This is a genomic window from Klebsiella sp. CN_Kp091, from assembly GCF_040065095.1.
Lineage (GTDB): Bacteria > Pseudomonadota > Gammaproteobacteria > Enterobacterales > Enterobacteriaceae > Klebsiella > Klebsiella aerogenes.
The window spans coordinates 29,764-49,857 of the sequence record NZ_JBEAIO010000013.1; the positions used below are offsets into that span (position 1 = coordinate 29,764).

The following is a 20,094-nucleotide window of genomic DNA, read 5'->3' on the forward strand; positions in this document are numbered from 1 at the left end:
CCGCCGCGAGCAACTCGCGGCGGCTGATGATTACAGCTTATCGAGTAGTTTCTTCACGTCTTTGCCGTTCTGGCTATTACTATTGCGTTCCGCCCACTCATTCAAACGCTGTCTCGCTTCATCCTGCAACTGCTTGCGCAGGATCTGATCTACCTGCAGGCTATAGCTTAACGACTGCCACTTACCATAAATGCGCAGCGGAATTGCCGTCTGCTTGAGGCGATCAATAAGCTTGCTTTCGCCTTTCCAGCCACCTAACACCCGCACGTTGAAATGCATGTCGCAATCCTCTGCGAGCAGATTCAGATTGCCTTGTCCATTCAACGCCATCATTGCCGACTGTCCCTGCAAGTCGTTAAGCGTTATCTGGCCATTGTTCAGGGTTAAATCACTGCTTAGTGCGTCAAGCTGAGTTGCGTTATCGAAGTTTTCCTGCGCCTGAACATTGGTGCTCCTCGCTACAGCCTGCTGTACTAGCTGCTGGAAGTTGAGCCCTTCGGTACGCGTATCCTTCATTTGCAGCTGCGCCTGTCCACGCCAGTTGCGACGGAAGTCATCTGCATCAATGCGCGGCCCGGAGAAATCCCCATTCAGGGATAATTTCCCCGTCAGGCTAATCGGGTAGTTAAACGCCTGCAAGATGGTACCGATTTCTACATTATCCAGTTGCGGTTGGAAAGCAGCATGCGCAGTGTTGCCTCTTACATCCAGCACCCCAGGTAACGAGAGACGCCCTTCCCCCAGACTACCCTGCAGTTGTTTCACCGTCAGCAGCCCCTGCTGGTTAGTGATATCACTCTTCACCTGGCTGAATCGCATACCACGCCACTGCACCTGGTCCGCCGAAATCGCCAGCTGGCCGTTAAAGCCAAGCAGACTATGATAATCCTGCTGGATATCGCTATCGGCAATCACAGGGCGCAACTGTCTCGGCTGGCTTTGTCCACGCTGATCGGCATTGCCTTCATTAGCCGCCGCGCTTTGCGCAAGCAAACTATCCAGATTCAGAGTGGTTGCCTTCAGATTTAGCAGCCAGTCAGGTTTATCCCCCAGCACAACGCTACCGCTACCGGTAATTGCGCTGCCATTAGCAGTGAGATTGAGATTGTCGAAATTGAGTTTTTTCGCCTCTTCAATCCAGCTGGCTTGCAAACTTCCTTGCCCGCTCAGGCCGTCCGGCGGCAACTCCGCACCACGTACCTGCCAGTTGAGCTGCGAAAAATCCGCTTTCAGAGAGTGAGGATAATCGCCGCCCTGGACCTGGGCTGTAAACGACAACGCTAAGTCACGTTGATCGCGATTGACCCTGCCAGAGAAATCAACCGTCGCCAGATGGTTGTCATCCTGCTCCATTTGTAAGCGTATATCGCGCACGGTGACCTGTTCGCCATTTTCATGCTGGAAGAACAGGACACTATCGGCTACCTGCAGTTTACGGACATCGTATGACCATCCGCGATCTTGCGGCGCCTGCGGCAACGTATTGTCATGCGGCACCACCGGCGCGTTCTGGTTTCGCACCGCTTCCGTTTTGGCGGTAAGCTGAATGACCGCGCCTTTCAACATCACCTGCTTCACCTGCAGTTGGTGAGAAAGTAGCGGCATCAGCGCAACATCCAGCCGCATGTTATCGGCACGCACCACCGGTTCGGAAGCGCCTGGCGCCGTCAGCGCCATACGGCCGGAGAGAATACTCAGCTGCGGCCAAACATGCCAACGCAGCGGCCCATCAAGCTTCAGTTGATAGCCGCTACGCTCCGCCACTTCCTGCACCATATAGTTGCGGAAGTCATTAGGGTTGACCAGCAGCACCAGCGCAGCGAGCCCCGCGACAATGACGGTCAACAAGATCATCAGCGTGGTCAGAATTCGTCTCATGGCATCCTCGATAAGCCGCTAACTTTATCAATCCTTGTCGATTCGACTCGCTACCGCGCCCTGCTGGTCGCGATATTTGGCATCTTCACGGCGGTTATATGGCCGCGCCGCCGGGCCCGAAAGCGGCTCGAAGCTTAGCGCGCCGATGGGCATTCCCGGGCGCAACGCCAATGGCAGCTTGCCGGAATTATAGAATTCCAGCACGATGCAGCCAGACCAGCCAGGATCAATACGGTGCGCAGTGACGTGAACCATGAGTCCGAGACGCGCCAGCGACGAACGGCCATCAAGCCAGCCGACGAGGTCTGCCGGAAGCGTTACAGACTCATAAGTCACTGCCAGCGCTAATTCTCCAGGATGAAGATAGAAAGCCTCGCCTTCCGGCAATACGATCTCTTCGCTCATGACCCGGTCCAGCGCCGCGCTCACTTCCGCCTTCGGGCCGCTCAGGTCAATAAATGGCGCCGTATGACCGCGGAAAGTACGGAATTTATTGCCTAAGCGAACGTCAACGGTCGCACCGTTAATTCGATCCACCGGCGGACGTGGGCTGATTGCCAGGCGCCCTTCATCCAACCAGGCTTCTATATCTCGGTCACACAGACGCATGAGCTTTCTCCTTTAAGGCATCTAGCCCTTACGCTTTCCGGGAATAAGGGCAATTGGGATTCTCTTTGCACGTTACACAATTAGTACGTGTTATTCAAAGAACTGACTGATTTTGGCCTTCAGAATATCGATGGCAATACGGTTTTTACCGCCGCGCGGGACAATAATGTCAGCATATTGCTTGGAAGGTTCAATAAATTGCAGGAACATTGGCCGCACCGTCTTCTGATACTGCGCCATCACCGAGTCCATGGAACGGCCACGCTCGTTAACATCACGCTTGATGCGGCGCATCAGACAGATATCCAGCGGGGTATCGACGAAAATAGAGAAGTTTAATTCATTGCGCAGTCTGGCATCCGTCAACAGCAGGATCCCTTCGAGAATGATCACTTTCTTCGGTTGAATATGAATAGTTTCCGGCATACGCGTATGTTCAACGTAGCTATACACGGGTAATTCAATTGGCTGGCCGCTTTTCAGCGTCTGCAAATGCTGGAACAGCAAGCTATGGTCCATCGAGCTCGGATGGTCATAGTTGGTTTTTACACGCTCTTCCATCGACAGATGGCTTTGATCTTTGTAATAGCTGTCTTCTGGAATAACGCCAATATGCTCATCGCCAACTTGTTCACGTAATTCACGATAAAGTGTGCTGGCGATAAGGCTTTTGCCCGAAGCCGATGCGCCGGCGATGCCTATAATGACGCACTGATGAGACGTATCAGTCATAAATTTTTGCGACCTGATTAACCTGGATGTAGATGGAGGGTGACGGTTGACCGTCAAACGCGGCAATTATAGGGATTTCAGGGCGGCGATACCAGTGATATGCGCCCTGTACGCCTATTCCTCGTCCGGTGTCCAGCCTTCGGTATACCAGATATGCAATAAAGCATAGGAGCGCCAGGGCTGCCAGCGGCTGGCATAGCGGGCAATACGCGCAGGCGTCATTCCAGGAAAACGCTGTTTAATCAGATAGTCATCGGGCAGAAAAATATCTTTTGCCTGCCAACCGCGCAGCGCGTAGTAATTTGCCGTCCAACGACCAATGCCAGGCAGGCTCTGCAATTGTTTCATGCCGGTTGCCATATCAGCAGGCGCCGTCAACGGCAATTCTCCGCTCAATGCCGCTTTGCCGAGGTGAATTAACGCTTCCGCGCGGCGAAGCGGCATCCCCAACGCCTTGAGCGCCAAAGGGTCGGCTTGCGCTAGTTTCTGTGGCTCAGGGAAGACAACATAGCCTGGCGCTTCACTTAACGCTTCTCCATAGACCGCGGCCACTTTTGCCGTCAGCTTCGCTGCCATCGCTACACTCACCAGTTGACCGAGCACCGCACGCACCGCCTGTTCGAACGCATCCAGCGCCCCCGGCAAGCGAAGTCCTGGTCGCGGCTGCGCCAGTTTGCCTAAGGTTTGCGAAACCTCCTGCGGGTCGCAGGCCAAATCCAACAGTTGCGTTACGCGCGCCAGACACTGGTCTGCTACCGGTAATAGTCCGCGAGAGAGCGTCACCCGGAAACCCTGGCCGCATTCATCCGCTTTAACCGAGATCAATCCACGATGTCCATCGATACTAAAGCTGCGGGTATATTCATCTTCATGGAAGGTTTCAATTCCCGCCACCGCACGCGCGCTAAGAAACGCGAACATCCATCGCCAGTCATAGGGGGGTTGCCAGGGTAATAATGTCATGCACTCTCCTTATTAATCGCAACAAGCATAGATGCTCTGCGCCAGATGCGCCTTGCTTTTAAATTCCAGTTGTCGGCATGGCGGCAATCCGCTAAAGTCGCCCCCCTTCTTCACTGGCATGGGGATTTTTCCGGTTATGTTTATTGGTTTTGACTATGGTACCGCCAACTGTTCGGTCGCCGTTATGCAGGGTGGCAGCCCACGGCTTTTAACGCTGGAAAACGGTAGCCCATTGCTGCCGTCGATGCTTTGCGCCCCGACGCGCGAAGCGGTCAGCGAATGGCTTTACCGCCATCACAATGTCCCGGCCGACGGCGCGGAAAACCAGGCGCTGCTACGACGCGCCATTAATTATAACCGTGATGAAGATATCGAAGTCCTCAGCAACAGCGTTCAGTTCGGACTCGCCTCTCTGCATCAATACGTTGACGATCCGGAAGAGGTCTACTTCGTTAAGTCGCCAAAGTCGTTTCTTGGCGCTAATGGTCTTAAACCCCAGCAGGTCGCTTTATTTGAAGATCTGGTCTGCGCGATGATGCTGCATATTAAACAGCAGGCGCAGTCTCAGCTTAGCGAGCAGATTACCCAGGCGGTCATTGGTCGACCGATTAACTTTCAGGGTCTTGGCGGCGATGACGCTAACGCGCAAGCCCAAGGAATCCTTGAGCGGGCAGCGAAACGCGCTGGCTTCAACGATGTCGTGTTTCAGTTTGAACCCGTTGCAGCGGGGTTAGATTTTGAAGCCACGCTCGACGACGAAAAACGCGTGCTGGTCGTCGATATCGGCGGCGGTACCACCGACTGCTCGCTGCTGTTGATGGGGCCACAGTGGCGGCAGAAAGCCGAACGTCAGGATAGCCTGCTCGGCCACAGCGGCTGCCGTATCGGCGGTAACGATCTCGATATCGCCCTGGCCTTCAAATGCCTGATGCCGTTACTCGGCATGGGCGGCGAAACGGAAAAAGGCATCGCGCTGCCTGTACTGCCCTGGTGGAATGCGGTGGCGATTAACGACGTCCCGGCGCAGAGCGATTTTTACAGCGCCGCCAACGGTCGTATGCTTAATGACCTGCTGCGCGACGCTCGTGATGCCGACAAGGTCGCACTGCTGCTTAAAGTCTGGCGACAGCGTCTGAGCTATCGCCTGGTGCGCAGCGCGGAAGAGAGCAAAATCGCCCTTTCCGCTCAGCCGGATTTCAACGCCGAACTGCCGTTTATCAGCGATGAGCTGGCAACCGCTATCAGCCAGCAGGGGCTGGAAGAGGCGCTCAATCAACCGCTGGCTCGCATTATGGAGCAGGTAAAGTTAGCGCTGGAAAGCAGTCAAGAAACCCCGGACGTTATCTATCTCACCGGCGGTAGCGCACGATCGCCGTTAATTAAGAAGGCGCTGGCCGCGCAGCTGCCGGGGATACCGATCGCCGGCGGCGATGATTTTGGTTCCGTTACCGCCGGGCTTGCCCGCTGGGCGCAGGTGGTTTTCGCCTGAAACGCGAGCGCCATTCGGTAACCTGAGTTGACTTTGCCGCTTTTTCGTCCTAATTTGCAGGATGAAGGGTAAGGGAGGATTTCTCCTCCCCCTGATACACTGTTAGTAAGTCGGGAAACTTATCAGTAACAGCACTATCAGTATGATGACCAGATTCATCATAACCCTTTCCTTATTTAAGGCCCCTCCCTCAGGAGGGGCTTTCCTGTATTTAGCCTCCGCTAAATCAAGCTGACGTTACCATGCCGCGTCTGACACATTTCTTTTCAGCGTTCGGCTTTGCGATCCTCCTCGTGAAAGCCCGCCAATTCAGACCTTTCCATACGCTCTTTTCATAATTCCTCCATTTTTGCGGGGCGTTCCGTTACTAAACTAGTATCATTCAGCGAAAGCTTCAGGATGAGATAGCAAAACAATGAAAAGCAGTAACACACTTCGTTGGGGAATAGTCCTGACGGTAATTTTGGTGGCGGGAGCCGCCTATTGGTTCTGGCACGATCGTTCCGAAGAGACAACCGCAGGTGCCGCTGGCGCAAGTCAGCAAGGAGCAAAAGCGCCTGCCGGGGCGCGTCACGGGCGTTTTGGGGCAACGCTGGCCCCGGTGCAGGCGGCAACCGCCACCAGCGAAGCCGTCCCCCGCTACCTTACTGGTCTTGGGACCATCACCGCGGCGAATACCGTGACCGTGCGCAGTCGGGTTGACGGCCAGTTACTGAGTATTCATTTCCAGGAAGGTCAGCAGGTCAAAGCTGGCGATCTGCTGGCGCAAATCGATCCCAGCCAGTTCAAGGTCGCGCTGGCCCAGGCGCAGGGGCAGCTTGCCAAAGATAACGCTACCCTCGCAAACGCGCGCCGCGATCTCGCTCGCTATCAACAACTGGTGAAAACCAATCTTATCTCCCGTCAGGAGCTGGATACCCAGCAGTCGCTGGTGGTCGAATCCGCCGGTACGGTTAAAGCCGATCAGGCCGCCGTCGCCAGTGCGCAACTGCAGCTGGACTGGACCCGCATCACCGCACCGATTGACGGGCGCGTGGGCCTGAAGCAGGTCGATATCGGCAACCAAATTTCCAGTGGCGACACCACCGGCATTGTCGTTCTCACGCAAACCCACCCTATCGATTTGGTCTTTACCCTGCCGGAAAGCGATATCGCCACCGTGGTACAGGCGCAGAAAGCCGGTAAAACGCTGAGCGTCGAGGCCTGGGACCGAACCAATAAACAGAAGATCAGTACAGGCAGCCTGCTGAGCCTCGATAACCAAATCGATGCCACTACCGGCACTATTAAGCTTAAGGCCCGCTTTAATAACCTCGATGACGCATTGTTCCCGAATCAGTTCATCAACGCCAGAATGCTGGTGGATACCGAGCAGGATGCGGTCGTGATCCCCACCGCCGCGCTACAAATGGGCAATGAGGGGCACTTCGTATGGGTGCTGAACAGTGAGAATAAAGTCAGCAAACATACGGTTACGCCGGGTATTCAGGATAGCCAAAAAGTGGTGATTAACGCCGGACTGTCAGCGGGCGACCGGGTGGTGACCGATGGTATCGACCGCCTGACCGAAGGCGCTAAGGTCGAAGTCGTCGAAGCTCACAGCGCCGCGCCGGAACAACCTGCCGCCCGCCAGAGTGGTAAAAACGGAGCGGGCGCCTGATGCAAGTCTTACCCCCGAGCAGTACGGGCGGCCCCTCCCGGCTGTTTATTATGCGTCCGGTGGCGACAACGCTATTGATGGTCGCCATTATGCTGGCCGGGATCATCGGCTATCGCTTCCTGCCGGTCTCCGCGCTGCCGGAAGTTGACTACCCGACCATTCAGGTGGTGACACTCTACCCCGGCGCCAGCCCGGATGTGGTGACGTCATCGATTACCGCGCCGCTGGAACGCCAGTTTGGCCAGATGTCCGGCCTTAAGCAGATGTCCTCGCAAAGTTCGGGCGGCGCGTCGGTCATCACCCTGCAGTTCCAGCTGACCCTGGCGCTGGATGTCGCCGAACAGGAAGTGCAGGCGGCCATCAACGCCGCGACCAATCTGCTGCCGTCTGATTTACCCAACCCGCCGGTTTACAGCAAAGTGAATCCGGCGGATCCGCCGATCATGACCCTGGCCGTTACCTCCAGCGCGATGCCGATGACGCAGGTCGAAGATATGGTGGAAACTCGGGTGGCGCAGAAGATATCTCAGGTTTCCGGCGTCGGTCTGGTGACGCTTGCCGGCGGCCAGCGTCCTGCGGTACGCGTTAAGCTCAATGCCCAGGCGATCGCCGCGTTAGGTTTGACCAGCGAAACCGTGCGTACCGCTATTACCAGCGCCAACGTGAATTCAGCGAAAGGTAGCCTTGACGGCCCGGCCCGCGCGGTCACCCTTTCCGCCAACGATCAGATGCAGTCGGCAGAAGATTACCGTCGTCTGATTATCGCCTATCAGAACGGCGCGCCGATCCGTCTTGGCGATGTCGCGACCATCGAACAGGGCGCCGAGAACGCCTGGCTTGGGGCGTGGGCCAATAAGCAGCGGGCGATCGTGATGAACGTCCAACGCCAGCCGGGAGCGAACATCATCGCCACCGCCGACAGCATCCGCCAGATGCTACCGCAACTGACCGAGAGCCTGCCTAAATCCGTTAAGGTACAGGTGCTTTCTGACCGCACCACCAATATTCGCGCGTCGGTCAGCGATACCCAGTTCGAATTGCTGCTGGCCATCGCGCTGGTGGTGATGATCATTTATCTCTTCTTACGCAATGTCCCGGCGACAATCATCCCCGGCGTCGCCGTGCCGCTGTCGCTGGTCGGCACCTTCGCGGTCATGGTGTTCCTCGATTTTTCGATTAACAATCTGACGCTAATGGCATTGACCATCGCCACTGGTTTCGTGGTCGATGACGCCATCGTAGTCATCGAAAACATCTCCCGCTACATTGAAAAAGGTGAGAAACCGCTTGCCGCCGCGCTGAAGGGCGCGGGGGAAATCGGCTTCACGATTATTTCATTAACCTTCTCGCTGATTGCCGTACTGATCCCGCTGCTGTTTATGGGTGATATCGTCGGGCGATTGTTCCGCGAATTCGCCATTACCCTCGCGGTGGCGATTCTGATTTCGGCGGTGGTCTCGCTGACCCTGACGCCGATGATGTGCGCGCGGATGTTAAGCCACGAATCGCTGCGCAAACAAAACCGCTTTTCGCGGGCCAGCGAGCGTTTCTTCGAGCGGGTGATTGCCGTTTATGGCCGCTGGCTAAGCCGGGTACTGAACCACCCATGGCTAACGTTGAGCGTAGCGTTAAGTACCCTGGCGTTATCGATTCTGCTGTGGGTCTTTATCCCGAAAGGCTTCTTCCCAATCCAGGATAACGGCATTATTCAAGGCACCTTACAGGCCCCGCAGTCGGTGTCGTTCGCCAGTATGGCGCAACGCCAGCAGCAGGTATCCGATCTGATTCTGAAAGATCCGGCGGTTGAAAGCCTGACGTCGTTCGTCGGCGTTGATGGCACCAATCCGGCGCTGAACAGCGCGCGTCTGCAGATTAACCTTAAACCACTGGATGAACGCGACGATCGCGTGCAAACGGTCATCAGTCGTCTACAGCAATCGGTGGCAAGCGTCCCTGGTATTGAGCTCTATCTCCAGCCAACGCAGGATCTGACTATCGATACCACCGTCAGCCGAACTCAGTATCAGTTTACCCTGCAGGCTAACTCGCTTGATGCGCTGAGCAACTGGGTGCCGCAATTGCTGTCGCGCCTGCAATCCTTACCCCAGCTTGCCGACGTCAGCAGCGACTGGCAGGATAAAGGGCTCGCGGCTTATATTAATGTCGATCGCGATAGCGCCAGCCGGCTGGGTATTTCCATGGCGGATGTCGATAACGCGCTGTATAACGCCTTTGGCCAACGGCTGATCTCGACAATTTATACCCAGGCCAACCAATATCGCGTGGTACTGGAGCACGACACCCAGGCGACGCCGGGGCTGGCGGCGCTGGATAATATCCGCCTCACCAGCAGCGACGGCGGCATCGTGCCGCTGAAATCCATCGCCAGCGTCGAGCAACGCTTTACCCCGCTGTCGGTTAACCATCTCGATCAGTTCCCGGTGACCACCATTTCATTCAACGTGCCGGATAACTACTCCCTCGGCGAAGCGGTAGAGGCTATTTTGTCCGCCGAGCAGTCGCTGGATTTCCCAACCGACATCCGCACCCAGTTCCAGGGCAGTTCCCTCGCGTTCCAGTCGGCGCTCGGTAGCACCGTCTGGCTGGTCGTCGCGGCGGTCGTCGCCATGTATATCGTCCTCGGCGTACTGTACGAAAGCTTCATTCATCCCATCACCATTCTTTCAACCCTGCCGACCGCGGGCGTCGGGGCGCTGCTGGCGCTATGGCTGGCCGGTAGCGAGCTGGACGTGATTGCCATCATCGGCATCATTCTGCTGATTGGTATCGTGAAGAAAAACGCCATCATGATGATTGACTTTGCCCTCGCCGCCGAGCGCGAGCAGGGGATGCCGCCGCGCGAAGCCATTTACCAGGCCTGCCTGCTGCGTTTCCGGCCAATCCTGATGACCACCCTCGCCGCCCTGCTTGGCGCGCTACCGTTGATGCTTAGTACCGGCGTCGGCGCCGAATTGCGCCGCCCACTGGGCATCGGTATGGTCGGTGGCCTGATGCTCAGCCAGGTACTAACGTTATTCACCACGCCGGTCATTTATCTGCTGTTCGACCGGTTATCGCTGTATATGAAGAGCCGCTTCCCGCGCCGTGAAGAGGAGGCGTAAGTGAAGTTCTTCGCTCTCTTCATTTATCGGCCGGTGGCGACGATTCTTATTTCGCTGGCGATTACCCTATGCGGAGTCCTCGGATTCCGCCTGCTGCCGGTCGCGCCGCTGCCGCAGGTGGATTTCCCGGTGATCATGATTAGCGCCTCGCTGCCCGGCGCCTCGCCGGAAACCATGGCCTCATCGGTGGCAACACCGCTGGAACGCTCGCTGGGGCGCATTGCCGGGGTCAATGAAATGACCTCGTCGAGCTCGCTTGGCAGTACCCGCATCATCATGGAGTTTAATTTCGATCGCGATATTAACGGCGCCGCCCGCGACGTGCAGGCGGCGATTAATGCCGCGCAAAGCCTGCTGCCGAGCGGGATGCCCAGCCGCCCCACGTATCGCAAAGCTAACCCGTCCGATGCGCCGATCATGATCCTGACGCTCACCTCGGATACCTATTCGCAGGGCGAGTTGTACGATTTCGCGTCAACCCAGCTGGCGCAAACCATCGCGCAGATTGACGGCGTCGGCGATGTCGACGTCGGCGGCAGCTCACTGCCGGCGGTGCGCGTCGATCTTAACCCGCAGGCGCTATTTAACCAGGGCGTCTCACTGGATGCCGTGCGCAGCGCCATTGATAACGCCAACGTGCGTCGCCCGCAGGGCGCTCTGGAAGATGAAACCCATCGCTGGCAGGTGCAGACCAATGATGAACTGAAAACCGCGGCGGAATATTTGCCGGTGATCGTCCACTACAATAACGGCGCGGCGGTACGCCTTGGCGACGTGGCAAAAGTGACGGATTCAGTGCAGGATGTGCGTAACGCCGGGATGACCAACGCCAAACCAGCGATCCTGTTAATGATTCGCAAGCTGCCGGAAGCCAACATTATTCAGACGGTCGACAGCATCCGCGCCCGCCTTCCTGAGCTACAGCGTACTATCCCGGCCGCCATTGATTTGCAAATCGCCCAGGATCGTTCGCCCACTATCCGCGCTTCGCTGGAAGAGGTCGAACAAACGCTGGTGATCTCGGTCGCGCTGGTGATTCTGGTGGTCTTCCTGTTTTTGCGCTCCGGGCGCGCAACGCTTATCCCGGCCGTCGCCGTACCGGTATCGTTAATCGGTACCTTCGCCGCCATGTATTTATGCGGTTTCAGCCTCAATAATCTGTCGCTAATGGCGCTGACCATCGCCACCGGTTTCGTTGTCGATGACGCCATCGTGGTGCTGGAGAATATTTCCCGCCATCTTGAGGCGGGAATGAAGCCGCTGCAGGCCGCGTTACAAGGCAGCCGTGAAGTCGGCTTTACCGTGCTGTCGATGAGCCTGTCGCTGGTGGCGGTGTTCTTACCGCTGCTGCTGATGGGTGGCCTGCCGGGGCGCCTGCTGCGCGAGTTCGCCGTCACGCTATCGGTAGCGATCGGTATTTCGCTCGCCGTGTCGCTCACGCTGACGCCAATGATGTGCGGCTGGCTGCTGAAAAGCGGCAAACCTCATGAACCAACGCGGAATCGCGGCTTTGGCCGTCTGCTGGTCACTATTCAGGGTGGCTATGGCAAATCGTTAAAATGGGTGCTGAAGCATAGTCGCCTGACTGGCCTGGTACTGCTCGGTACGATGGCGCTCAGCGTGTGGCTGTATATCGCCATTCCGAAAACCTTCTTCCCGGAGCAGGACACCGGGGTGCTGATGGGCGGAATTCAGGCGGATCAGAGTATTTCCTTCCAGGCGATGCGCGGCAAACTGCAGGACTTTATGAAGATCATCCGCGAGGATCCGGCTGTCGATAACGTGACCGGCTTTACCGGCGGCTCGCGGGTGAATAGCGGTATGATGTTTATCACCCTGAAACCACGCGACCAGCGCCACGAAACGGCGCAGCAAATCATCGACCGGCTGCGAAAAAAGCTGGCGAAAGAGCCCGGCGCGAATCTGTTCCTGATGGCGGTGCAGGATATCCGCGTTGGCGGGCGTCAGTCGAACGCCAGCTACCAGTACACCCTGTTATCGGACGATCTGTCGGCGCTGCGTGAATGGGAGCCGAAAATCCGCAAGGCGCTGGCGGCGCTGCCGGAACTGGCTGACGTTAACTCGGACCAACAGGATAACGGCGCGGAGATGGATCTGGTCTACGACCGCGACACCATGTCACGCCTGGGCGTCAGCGTGCAGGATGCCAACAGCCTGTTAAACAACGCTTTCGGCCAACGGCAAATCTCGACCATCTACCAGCCGCTCAACCAGTACAAAGTGGTAATGGAAGTCGATCCGCTTTATACCCAGGACGTTAGCGCGCTGGAGCATATGTTTGTCATCAGTAAAGACGGGAAACCCATTCCGCTGTCGTATTTCGCCAAGTGGCAACCGGCGAACGCGCCGCTTTCGGTCAACCACCAGGGGCTATCGGCCGCCTCGACCATCTCCTTCAACCTGCCGACCGGCAAATCGCTGTCGGAAGCCAGCGACGCCATTGACCGGGCGATGACCCAGCTTGGCGTGCCGTCGAGCGTCCGTGGATCCTTTGCCGGCACCGCGCAGGTATTCCAGCAGACGATGAACTCACAGGTGATCCTGATTATCGCCGCCATCGCTACGGTGTATATCGTGCTGGGGATCCTCTACGAAAGCTACGTGCATCCGTTAACGATCCTCTCTACCCTTCCGTCAGCGGGGGTTGGCGCGCTGCTGGCGCTGGAATTATTTGGCGCCCCATTCAGCCTAATCGCCCTGATAGGGATCATGCTATTAATTGGCATCGTGAAGAAAAACGCCATCATGATGGTCGATTTCGCCCTTGAAGCGCAGCGTACCGGCAATCTTCCGCCGGAAGAAGCCATCTTCCAGGCCTGCCTGCTACGTTTTCGCCCGATCATGATGACCACCCTGGCGGCGCTGTTCGGCGCGCTACCGCTGGTGCTGTCTGGCGGGGATGGTTCAGAGCTGCGGCAGCCGTTGGGGATCACCATCGTCGGCGGTCTGGTCATGAGCCAGCTGCTGACGCTGTACACTACCCCGGTGGTCTATTTGTTCTTTGATCGTCTGCGGCTGCGTTTTACGCGCAAGTCTTCTCAACCGGTAAGCGAATAAGATGACAGATCTGCCCGCCAGCGTACGCTGGCAGTTATGGATTGTGGCCTTCGGCTTCTTTATGCAGTCGCTGGATACCACCATCGTCAACACCGCCCTCCCCTCGATGGCCAAAAGCCTTGGGGAGAGCCCGCTGCACATGCATATGGTGGTGGTCTCGTATGTGCTAACGGTGGCAGTCATGCTACCGGCCAGCGGCTGGCTGGCGGACCGGGTTGGCGTGCGCAATATTTTTTTCAGCGCCATTGTGTTGTTTACCGTCGGCTCGCTGTTCTGCGCCCAGGCAACCACCCTCGATCAGTTGGTGATGTCCCGCGTGCTGCAAGGCGTCGGCGGCGCGATGATGGTACCGGTCGGGCGGCTAACGGTGATGAAAATCGTTCCTCGCGATCAGTATATGGCGGCGATGACCTTCGTCACCCTGCCCGGCCAGGTTGGCCCCCTGCTCGGCCCGGCGCTTGGCGGGGTACTGGTCGAATATGCTTCCTGGCACTGGATTTTCTTGATCAACATCCCGGTTGGCATCATCGGCGCTATCGCCACATTATGCCTGATGCCGAACTACACCCTGCAGACCCGGCGCTTTGATATCCTTGGTTTTATTCTGCTGGCGGTGGGAATGGCCACCCTGACGCTGGCGCTCGACGGTAAAAAAGGGCTCGGTATCTCGCCGCTGCTGCTCGCCGCGCTGGTCGCCGGTGGCCTGATGGCCATAATTTTTTATTTGTGGCACGCCCGCGGCAACGTTAACGCATTGTTCAGCCTCAATCTGTTTCGCAATAAAACCTTCTCGCTCGGTCTTGGCGGCAGCTTTGCCGGGCGTATCGGTAGCGGGATGTTACCGTTTATGACTCCGGTATTCCTGCAAATTGGCCTCGGCTTCTCGCCGTTCCACGCCGGGCTGATGATGATCCCGATGGTGCTGGGCAGCATGGGGATGAAACGCATCGTGGTGCAGGTAGTAAACCGCTTTGGCTATCGCCGCGTACTGGTTTTCGCAACCCTCGGCCTGGCGCTGGTGAGTTTATTGTTCATGGCCGTCGCTCTGGCCGGCTGGTACTGGCTGCTGCCGCTGGTGCTGTTTCTGCAGGGTATGATTAACTCCAGCCGTTTCTCATCAATGAATACCCTGACGCTAAAAGACCTGCCTGATGAGTTGGCCAGCAGCGGCAACAGCCTGCTCTCAATGGTTATGCAGCTCTCGATGAGTATCGGCGTGACCATCGCCGGGCTTTTGCTGGGTATGTACGGCCAGCAGCATATCAGCGCCGATGCGCCAGCCGTTCATCAGGTTTTCCTCTACACCTATCTGAGCATGGCGGTGATTATCGCCCTCCCGGCGCTCATCTTTTCCCGTGTACCGAACGATGTCGGCAGCAACACCGTCATCCGCCGACGCAAAAGGAGTGAATCGTGAAACTTTGGCGCCCGGGTATCACCGGTAAGCTGTTCCTGGCTATTTTCGCCACCTGTATCGTGCTGCTGATTAGCATGCACTGGGCGGTGCGCATCAGCTTTGAGCGCGGCTTTATCGACTATATAAAACGCGGTAATGAACAGCGATTAACGATGCTCGGCGATGCGCTCAGTGAACAGTACGAGCAGCACGGCGACTGGAAGTTTTTGCGCAATAACGATCGTTTTATCTTCCAGTTACTGCGCACCTTCGAGCGCGATAACGACGAACGCCCACCGGGTGGTCCGGGCCCGCATGGCGAGCCAGGGCCAATGCCCGGGCCTGGCCCGCGGCCCGATATGCCGCCGCACGGCTGGCGCACGCAATTTTGGGTTGTCGATCAACAAGGGCGCGTGCTGGTAGGCCCGCGGGCGCCGGTCCCGCAGGACGGCACCCGGCGCAACATTGTCGTCGACGGCGTGACCGTTGGGGCGGTGATCGCCTCGCCGGTCGAGCGGCTCACGCGCAACACGGATATCAATTTCGACCGCCAGCAAAAACGCACCAGTTGGCTGATCGTCGCCCTCGCCACCATCCTCGCCGCGCTGGCTACTTTCCCGCTGGCCCGCGGGCTGCTGGCACCGGTCAAACGGCTGGTGGAAGGCACCCATAAGCTGGCGGCGGGAGATTTCTCTACCCGCGTCACGGTCACCGGCGGGGATGAACTGGGTCGTCTGGCGCAGGATTTCAACCAGCTTGCCAGTACGCTTGAGCGTAACCAACAGATGCGCCGCGATTTAATGGCCGATATTTCGCATGAACTCCGCACGCCGTTAGCGGTCCTGCGCGGCGAACTGGAGGCCATTCAGGACGGAGTGCGAAAATTCACCCCGGATTCGATCTCTTCGCTGCAGGCGGAAGTCGGCACGCTCACCAAGCTGGTGGACGATCTGCATCAGTTGTCGATGTCCGATGAAGGCGCGTTAGCCTACCAGAAAGAGTCGGTGGATTTAATTGCGCTGCTGGAGGTCGCCGCAGGGGCGTTCCGCGAACGTTTCGCCAGCCGCGGGTTGACCATCGGCGTCTCGCTGCCGGATAACGCTGTCGTGTTCGGCGATCGCGATCGGCTGATGCAGTTGTTCAATAACCTGCTGGAAAACAGCCTGCGCTATACCGACCACGGCGGACGCCTGCTGATTAGCGCCAAACAAAACGGCCGCAGATTAATACTCGATTTCGCCGATAGCGGCCCCGGCGTTAGCGACGAGCAGCTGGCGCGGCTGTGCGAGCGTTTTTACCGCACCGAAGGTTCGCGTAACCGCGCCAGCGGTGGATCCGGCCTTGGGCTGGCAATCTGTATGAACATTGTCGCGGCCCACAGCGGCAGCCTGAACGCCAGCCATTCGCCTTTTGGCGGGGTTAGCATTAAAGTAGAATTACCTCTGGAACAGGATTTATCGAGGGACGTATGAGCGAATTACCCATTGATGAAAACACGCCGCGTATTTTAATCGTGGAAGACGAGCCTAAGCTCGGTCAGTTGTTAATCGACTATTTGCAGGCCGCGAGCTATGCGCCAACGCTCATTGCGCATGGCGATCGCGTACTGCCCTATGTCCGCCAGACGCCCCCGCATTTAATCCTGCTGGATTTAATGCTGCCCGGCACCGACGGCCTGACCTTGTGCCGTGAGATCCGCCGTTTTTCCGATGTGCCAATCGTGATGGTCACCGCCAAAATCGAGGAGATCGATCGCCTGCTAGGGTTGGAGATCGGCGCCGACGACTATATCTGCAAACCGTATAGTCCGCGTGAAGTCGTGGCTCGCGTGAAAACGATCCTGCGTCGCTGCAAGCCACAGCGCGTTCTGCAGGCGCTGGATGCGCAAAGCCCGCTTATCGTTGATGAGAGCCGCTTCCAGGCCTCGTGGCGCGAAAAATTGCTGGACCTGACTCCCGCCGAGTTTCGGCTATTAAAAACGCTGTCGCAGGAGCCGGGTAAAGTCTTCTCCCGCGAACAACTGCTCAATCATCTGTACGACGATTATCGCGTGGTGACCGACCGCACCATAGATAGCCATATTAAAAACCTGCGCCGTAAGCTGGAATCGCTGGATGCCGAGCAGTCGTTTATTCGCGCCGTCTACGGCGTCGGCTATCGCTGGGAAGCCGACGCCTGTCGAATGGCTTGATCACCGCGCCTCTTAGCGCAGAGAGGCGCAAAGGTTTACTCCCTCTTTCCACGGCGCTACAATGCCCGCCCTTAATGTGGGGACACTCCCCCGAATCGCCGTACCTGGTGCGGCGAGTCTGACCTGTCATCAGAACGAGAACATCATGTTTAAACCGGAACTCCTTTCCCCGGCGGGAACGCTGAAAAATATGCGTTACGCTTTCGCTTACGGCGCCGATGCGGTCTACGCCGGCCAGCCGCGTTACTCACTGCGCGTGCGCAACAATGAATTTAACCACGAAAACCTGCAGCTCGGCATCAATGAGGCCCACGAGCTGGGGAAAAAATTCTACGTGGTGGTTAACATCGCGCCGCATAACGCCAAGTTGAAAACGTTCATTCGCGATCTCAAACCGGTAGTGGAGATGGGCCCGGACGCGCTGATTATGTCCGATCCTGGTTTAATCATGCTGGTGCGCGAGAACTTCCCTGATATGCCGATACACCTTTCGGTACAGGCTAACGCCGTCAACTGGGCGACGGTGAAATTCTGGCAGCAAATGGGACTAACCCGCGTGATCCTGTCCCGCGAGCTGTCGCTGGACGAGATCGCCGAAATTCGCAGCCAGGTGCCGGAAATGGAAATCGAGATTTTCGTCCATGGCGCGCTGTGCATGGCCTACTCCGGCCGCTGCCTGCTCTCCGGCTATATCAACAAACGTGACCCTAACCAGGGTACCTGCACCAACGCCTGCCGCTGGGAGTACAACGTCCAGGAAGGCAAAGAAGATGATGTGGGTAATATCGTCCACAAGCATGAGCCTATCCCGGTGCAGAACGTTGAACCCACTCTCGGTATCGGCGCGCCAACCGACCAGGTATTTATGATTGAGGAAGCCAAACGTCCGGGCGAGTACATGACCGCCTTCGAAGACGAACACGGCACCTACATCATGAACTCTAAAGATCTCCGCGCAATCGCCCACGTGGAGCGCCTGACCCAGATGGGCGTGCACTCGCTGAAAATTGAAGGCCGCACCAAATCCTTCTACTACTGCGCGCGCACCGCCCAGGTGTACCGTAAAGCGATTGACGACGCCGCCGCCGGTAAACCGTTCGACACCAGTCTGCTGGAGACGCTGGAAGGTCTGGCCCACCGCGGCTATACCGAAGGCTTCCTGCGTCGCCACACCCACGACGACTATCAGAATTATGAATACGGCTATTCGGTTTCCGAACGCCAGCAGTTTGTCGGCGAATTCACCGGCAAGCGTAACGGTAATTTGGCCGAAGTGGCGGTGAAAAATAAGTTCTCGGTCGGCGACAGCCTGGAGGTCATGACTCCGCAAGGCAACGTCAACTTTACGCTCGAACATATGGAGAACGCCAAAGGCGAAGCAATGCCGGTCGCGCCGGGAGACGGTTATATCGTCTGGCTGCCGCTGCCGGAGGATATGGCGCTGGAGTATGGTTTGCTGATGCGTAATTTCAACGGCGAGTCGACGCGCAATCCGCATAAAAATTAGTTTATTGGCGTTATTTTTTCACTATGTATGGATATTAGAATCGGATCACATACCGTTACGTTCGAAGCAGGTATCATCCATTTCGCTGAAAAACATAACCCATAAATGCTAGCTGTACCAGGAACCACCTCCTTAGCCTGCGTAATCTCCCTTACGCGGGCTTATTTTTTATGCATCCCATTTTCCCGACTTTCTTATTCCATGACGCCATTCATGCGATACACTGAGGATGACGACTAAGAATGAGGCGATAAAGGATGACCCAATTTCCAGCCAGCTTATTAATTCTCAACGGTAAAGGCGCAAATGAACCCCAACTGCGCGAAGCCGTTAACCTCCTGCGCGAAGAAGGTATCGAGATACACGTCCGCGTGACCTGGGAGAAAGGCGATGCGATTCGTTTTGTCGAGGAAGCCGAAACGCTCAAGGTGGCGACGGTAATTGCCGGCGGCGGCGATGGCACAATTAATGAAGTCGCCACCGCGCTGGTCCAGCGCGGCAGCAATATGGCGCTGGGAATACTCCCCCTCGGCACAGCCAATGATTTCGCCACCAGCGTCGGCATCCCGCAGGATTTAGCCAGCGCGCTGAAGCTGGCGATAGCCGGGCGCGATGTCCCTATTGATGTGGTACGCGTTAACAACGAGGCCGGGTTTATCAATATGGCCACTGGCGGCTTTGGTACCCGCATCACCACCGAAACGCCGGAAAAACTAAAAGCCGCGCTCGGTGGCGTCTCCTATCTGATTCATGGCCTGACGCGCATGGATACCCTGAAGCCGGACCGCTGCGAAATTCGCGGCGAGAACTTTCACTGGCAGGGCGATGCGCTGGTTATCGGCATCGGCAATGGCCGTCAGGCCGGCGGCGGTCAGCAACTGTGCCCTGAAGCATTAATTAACGACGGGCTACTGCATCTGCGTATTTTTACCGGCGAAGAGCTGTTACCGGCATTGTTCAGTACTCTCGCTAATCCCGATAATTCGCCAAACCTGATCGACGGCGTATCGCCGTGGTTTGAAGTCACCGCCGCCCATGAAATGACCTTCAACCTTGATGGCGAACCGCTAAGCGGCAAATCTTTCCGGATGGAAATCCTCGGCGAGGCGCTACGCTGCCGTCTGCCGCCGGACTGTATGCTACTGCGTTAAAACATCAGGGCGGGATATACCCGCCCTGACAACGTTATGAATATTCTACCCCTTCCCTGACGCCGCTTGCCTTACGGGCAAAGCCCGGCTGTTCAACGCGAATAAACGGGCACAGACAAAACGCCAGCAGATAGAGCGCGGTATAGGCCACCACCACGCCAATGGTGCTGAAGTGCGGCAGCAGCACCACCGCAATTGCCGGCGCGAGGAAGTTCGACAGCCCGGCAGACAGGTTGTAGACCGAAATCGCCGCCCCTTTATGCTTTGGCTCCAGCGCCGGGAATACCGCCGCCATCGGCACAAACGCCGCGACGAAAA

General features: G+C 57.1%; 14 protein-coding genes and 1 pseudogene. 9 read left to right on the top strand and 6 right to left on the bottom strand.

Features of this window, described 5'->3' with window-relative positions:
• Nucleotides 1–30 precede the first annotated feature (30 nt).
• The 4 genes from asmA to alkA all read right to left on the bottom strand — a co-directional run bounded on the left by asmA (nucleotide 31) and on the right by alkA (nucleotide 4,182).
• Nucleotides 31–1,878 (bottom strand): outer membrane assembly protein AsmA, encoded by a 1,848-nt coding sequence (gene asmA / locus ABLV17_RS12275; protein ID WP_271031454.1) that lies wholly within the window; start codon nucleotides 1,876–1,878, stop codon nucleotides 31–33.
• Between the two features lie 27 nt (nucleotides 1,879–1,905).
• Nucleotides 1,906–2,487: a dCTP deaminase gene (dcd, locus tag ABLV17_RS12280; RefSeq protein ID WP_015365790.1), complete on the bottom strand. Its 582-nt coding sequence runs from the start codon at nucleotides 2,485–2,487 to the stop codon at nucleotides 1,906–1,908.
• A 90-nt stretch (nucleotides 2,488–2,577) separates the two neighbouring features.
• On the bottom strand, nucleotides 2,578–3,219 hold the full coding sequence (gene udk / locus ABLV17_RS12285; protein ID WP_271031453.1) for a uridine kinase: 642 nt from the start codon (nucleotides 3,217–3,219) through the stop codon (nucleotides 2,578–2,580).
• A gap of 114 nt (nucleotides 3,220–3,333) precedes the next feature.
• Entirely contained in the window at nucleotides 3,334–4,182 is an 849-nt protein-coding gene (alkA, locus tag ABLV17_RS12290) for a DNA-3-methyladenine glycosylase 2 (RefSeq protein WP_271031452.1), read from the bottom strand.
• 136 nt (nucleotides 4,183–4,318) lie between these two features.
• On the opposite strand from alkA, the gene yegD reads away from it, so the two are divergent.
• Nucleotides 4,319–5,671, top strand: a complete 1,353-nt coding sequence (yegD, locus tag ABLV17_RS12295; protein ID WP_087860657.1) for a molecular chaperone — start codon at nucleotides 4,319–4,321, stop codon at nucleotides 5,669–5,671.
• A gap of 102 nt (nucleotides 5,672–5,773) precedes the next feature.
• Here yegD and ABLV17_RS12300 read toward each other — a convergent pair whose 3' ends face one another.
• On the bottom strand, nucleotides 5,774–5,833 hold the full coding sequence (locus ABLV17_RS12300; protein WP_113373696.1) for a type I toxin-antitoxin system Ibs family toxin: 60 nt from the start codon (nucleotides 5,831–5,833) through the stop codon (nucleotides 5,774–5,776).
• 253 nt (nucleotides 5,834–6,086) lie between these two features.
• Between ABLV17_RS12300 and ABLV17_RS12305 the strand changes: the two genes are divergently transcribed.
• From ABLV17_RS12305 to yegS, 8 genes are all read left to right on the top strand, one after another.
• Nucleotides 6,087–7,331, top strand: a complete 1,245-nt coding sequence (locus tag ABLV17_RS12305; protein ID WP_271031451.1) for an MdtA/MuxA family multidrug efflux RND transporter periplasmic adaptor subunit — start codon at nucleotides 6,087–6,089, stop codon at nucleotides 7,329–7,331.
• Complete coding sequence (locus ABLV17_RS12310) at nucleotides 7,331–10,453, top strand: MdtB/MuxB family multidrug efflux RND transporter permease subunit (protein WP_348854304.1); 3,123 nt, start codon at nucleotides 7,331–7,333, stop codon at nucleotides 10,451–10,453. The genes ABLV17_RS12305 and ABLV17_RS12310 overlap by 1 nt, the downstream gene beginning before the upstream one ends.
• The gene (gene mdtC, locus ABLV17_RS12315) at nucleotides 10,454–13,531 is read left to right on the top strand and encodes a multidrug efflux RND transporter permease subunit MdtC (protein ID WP_271031449.1); all 3,078 of its coding nucleotides are present in this window, start codon (nucleotides 10,454–10,456) and stop codon (nucleotides 13,529–13,531) included.
• A 1-nt stretch (nucleotide 13,532) separates the two neighbouring features.
• Nucleotides 13,533–14,948, top strand: a complete 1,416-nt coding sequence (locus ABLV17_RS12320; protein ID WP_113373482.1) for an MFS transporter — start codon at nucleotides 13,533–13,535, stop codon at nucleotides 14,946–14,948.
• Complete coding sequence (gene baeS, locus ABLV17_RS12325; protein WP_348854305.1) at nucleotides 14,945–16,399, top strand: two-component system sensor histidine kinase BaeS; 1,455 nt, start codon at nucleotides 14,945–14,947, stop codon at nucleotides 16,397–16,399. The genes ABLV17_RS12320 and baeS overlap by 4 nt, the downstream gene beginning before the upstream one ends.
• Nucleotides 16,396–17,118, top strand: coding sequence for a two-component system response regulator BaeR (baeR, locus tag ABLV17_RS12330; RefSeq protein WP_087860434.1), 723 nt, complete (start codon nucleotides 16,396–16,398; stop codon nucleotides 17,116–17,118). The genes baeS and baeR overlap by 4 nt, the downstream gene beginning before the upstream one ends.
• A gap of 145 nt (nucleotides 17,119–17,263) precedes the next feature.
• Nucleotides 17,264–18,625: a tRNA 5-hydroxyuridine modification protein YegQ gene (gene yegQ / locus ABLV17_RS12335; protein WP_032714942.1), complete on the top strand. Its 1,362-nt coding sequence runs from the start codon at nucleotides 17,264–17,266 to the stop codon at nucleotides 18,623–18,625.
• A gap of 257 nt (nucleotides 18,626–18,882) precedes the next feature.
• Nucleotides 18,883–19,776: a lipid kinase YegS gene (yegS, locus tag ABLV17_RS12340; RefSeq protein ID WP_047078109.1), complete on the top strand. Its 894-nt coding sequence runs from the start codon at nucleotides 18,883–18,885 to the stop codon at nucleotides 19,774–19,776.
• 34 nt (nucleotides 19,777–19,810) lie between these two features.
• On the opposite strand, the pseudogene ABLV17_RS12345 reads toward yegS, so the two are convergent.
• Nucleotides 19,811–20,094: pseudogene (locus ABLV17_RS12345) on the bottom strand (cytochrome C biogenesis protein CcdA); the annotation flags it as partial.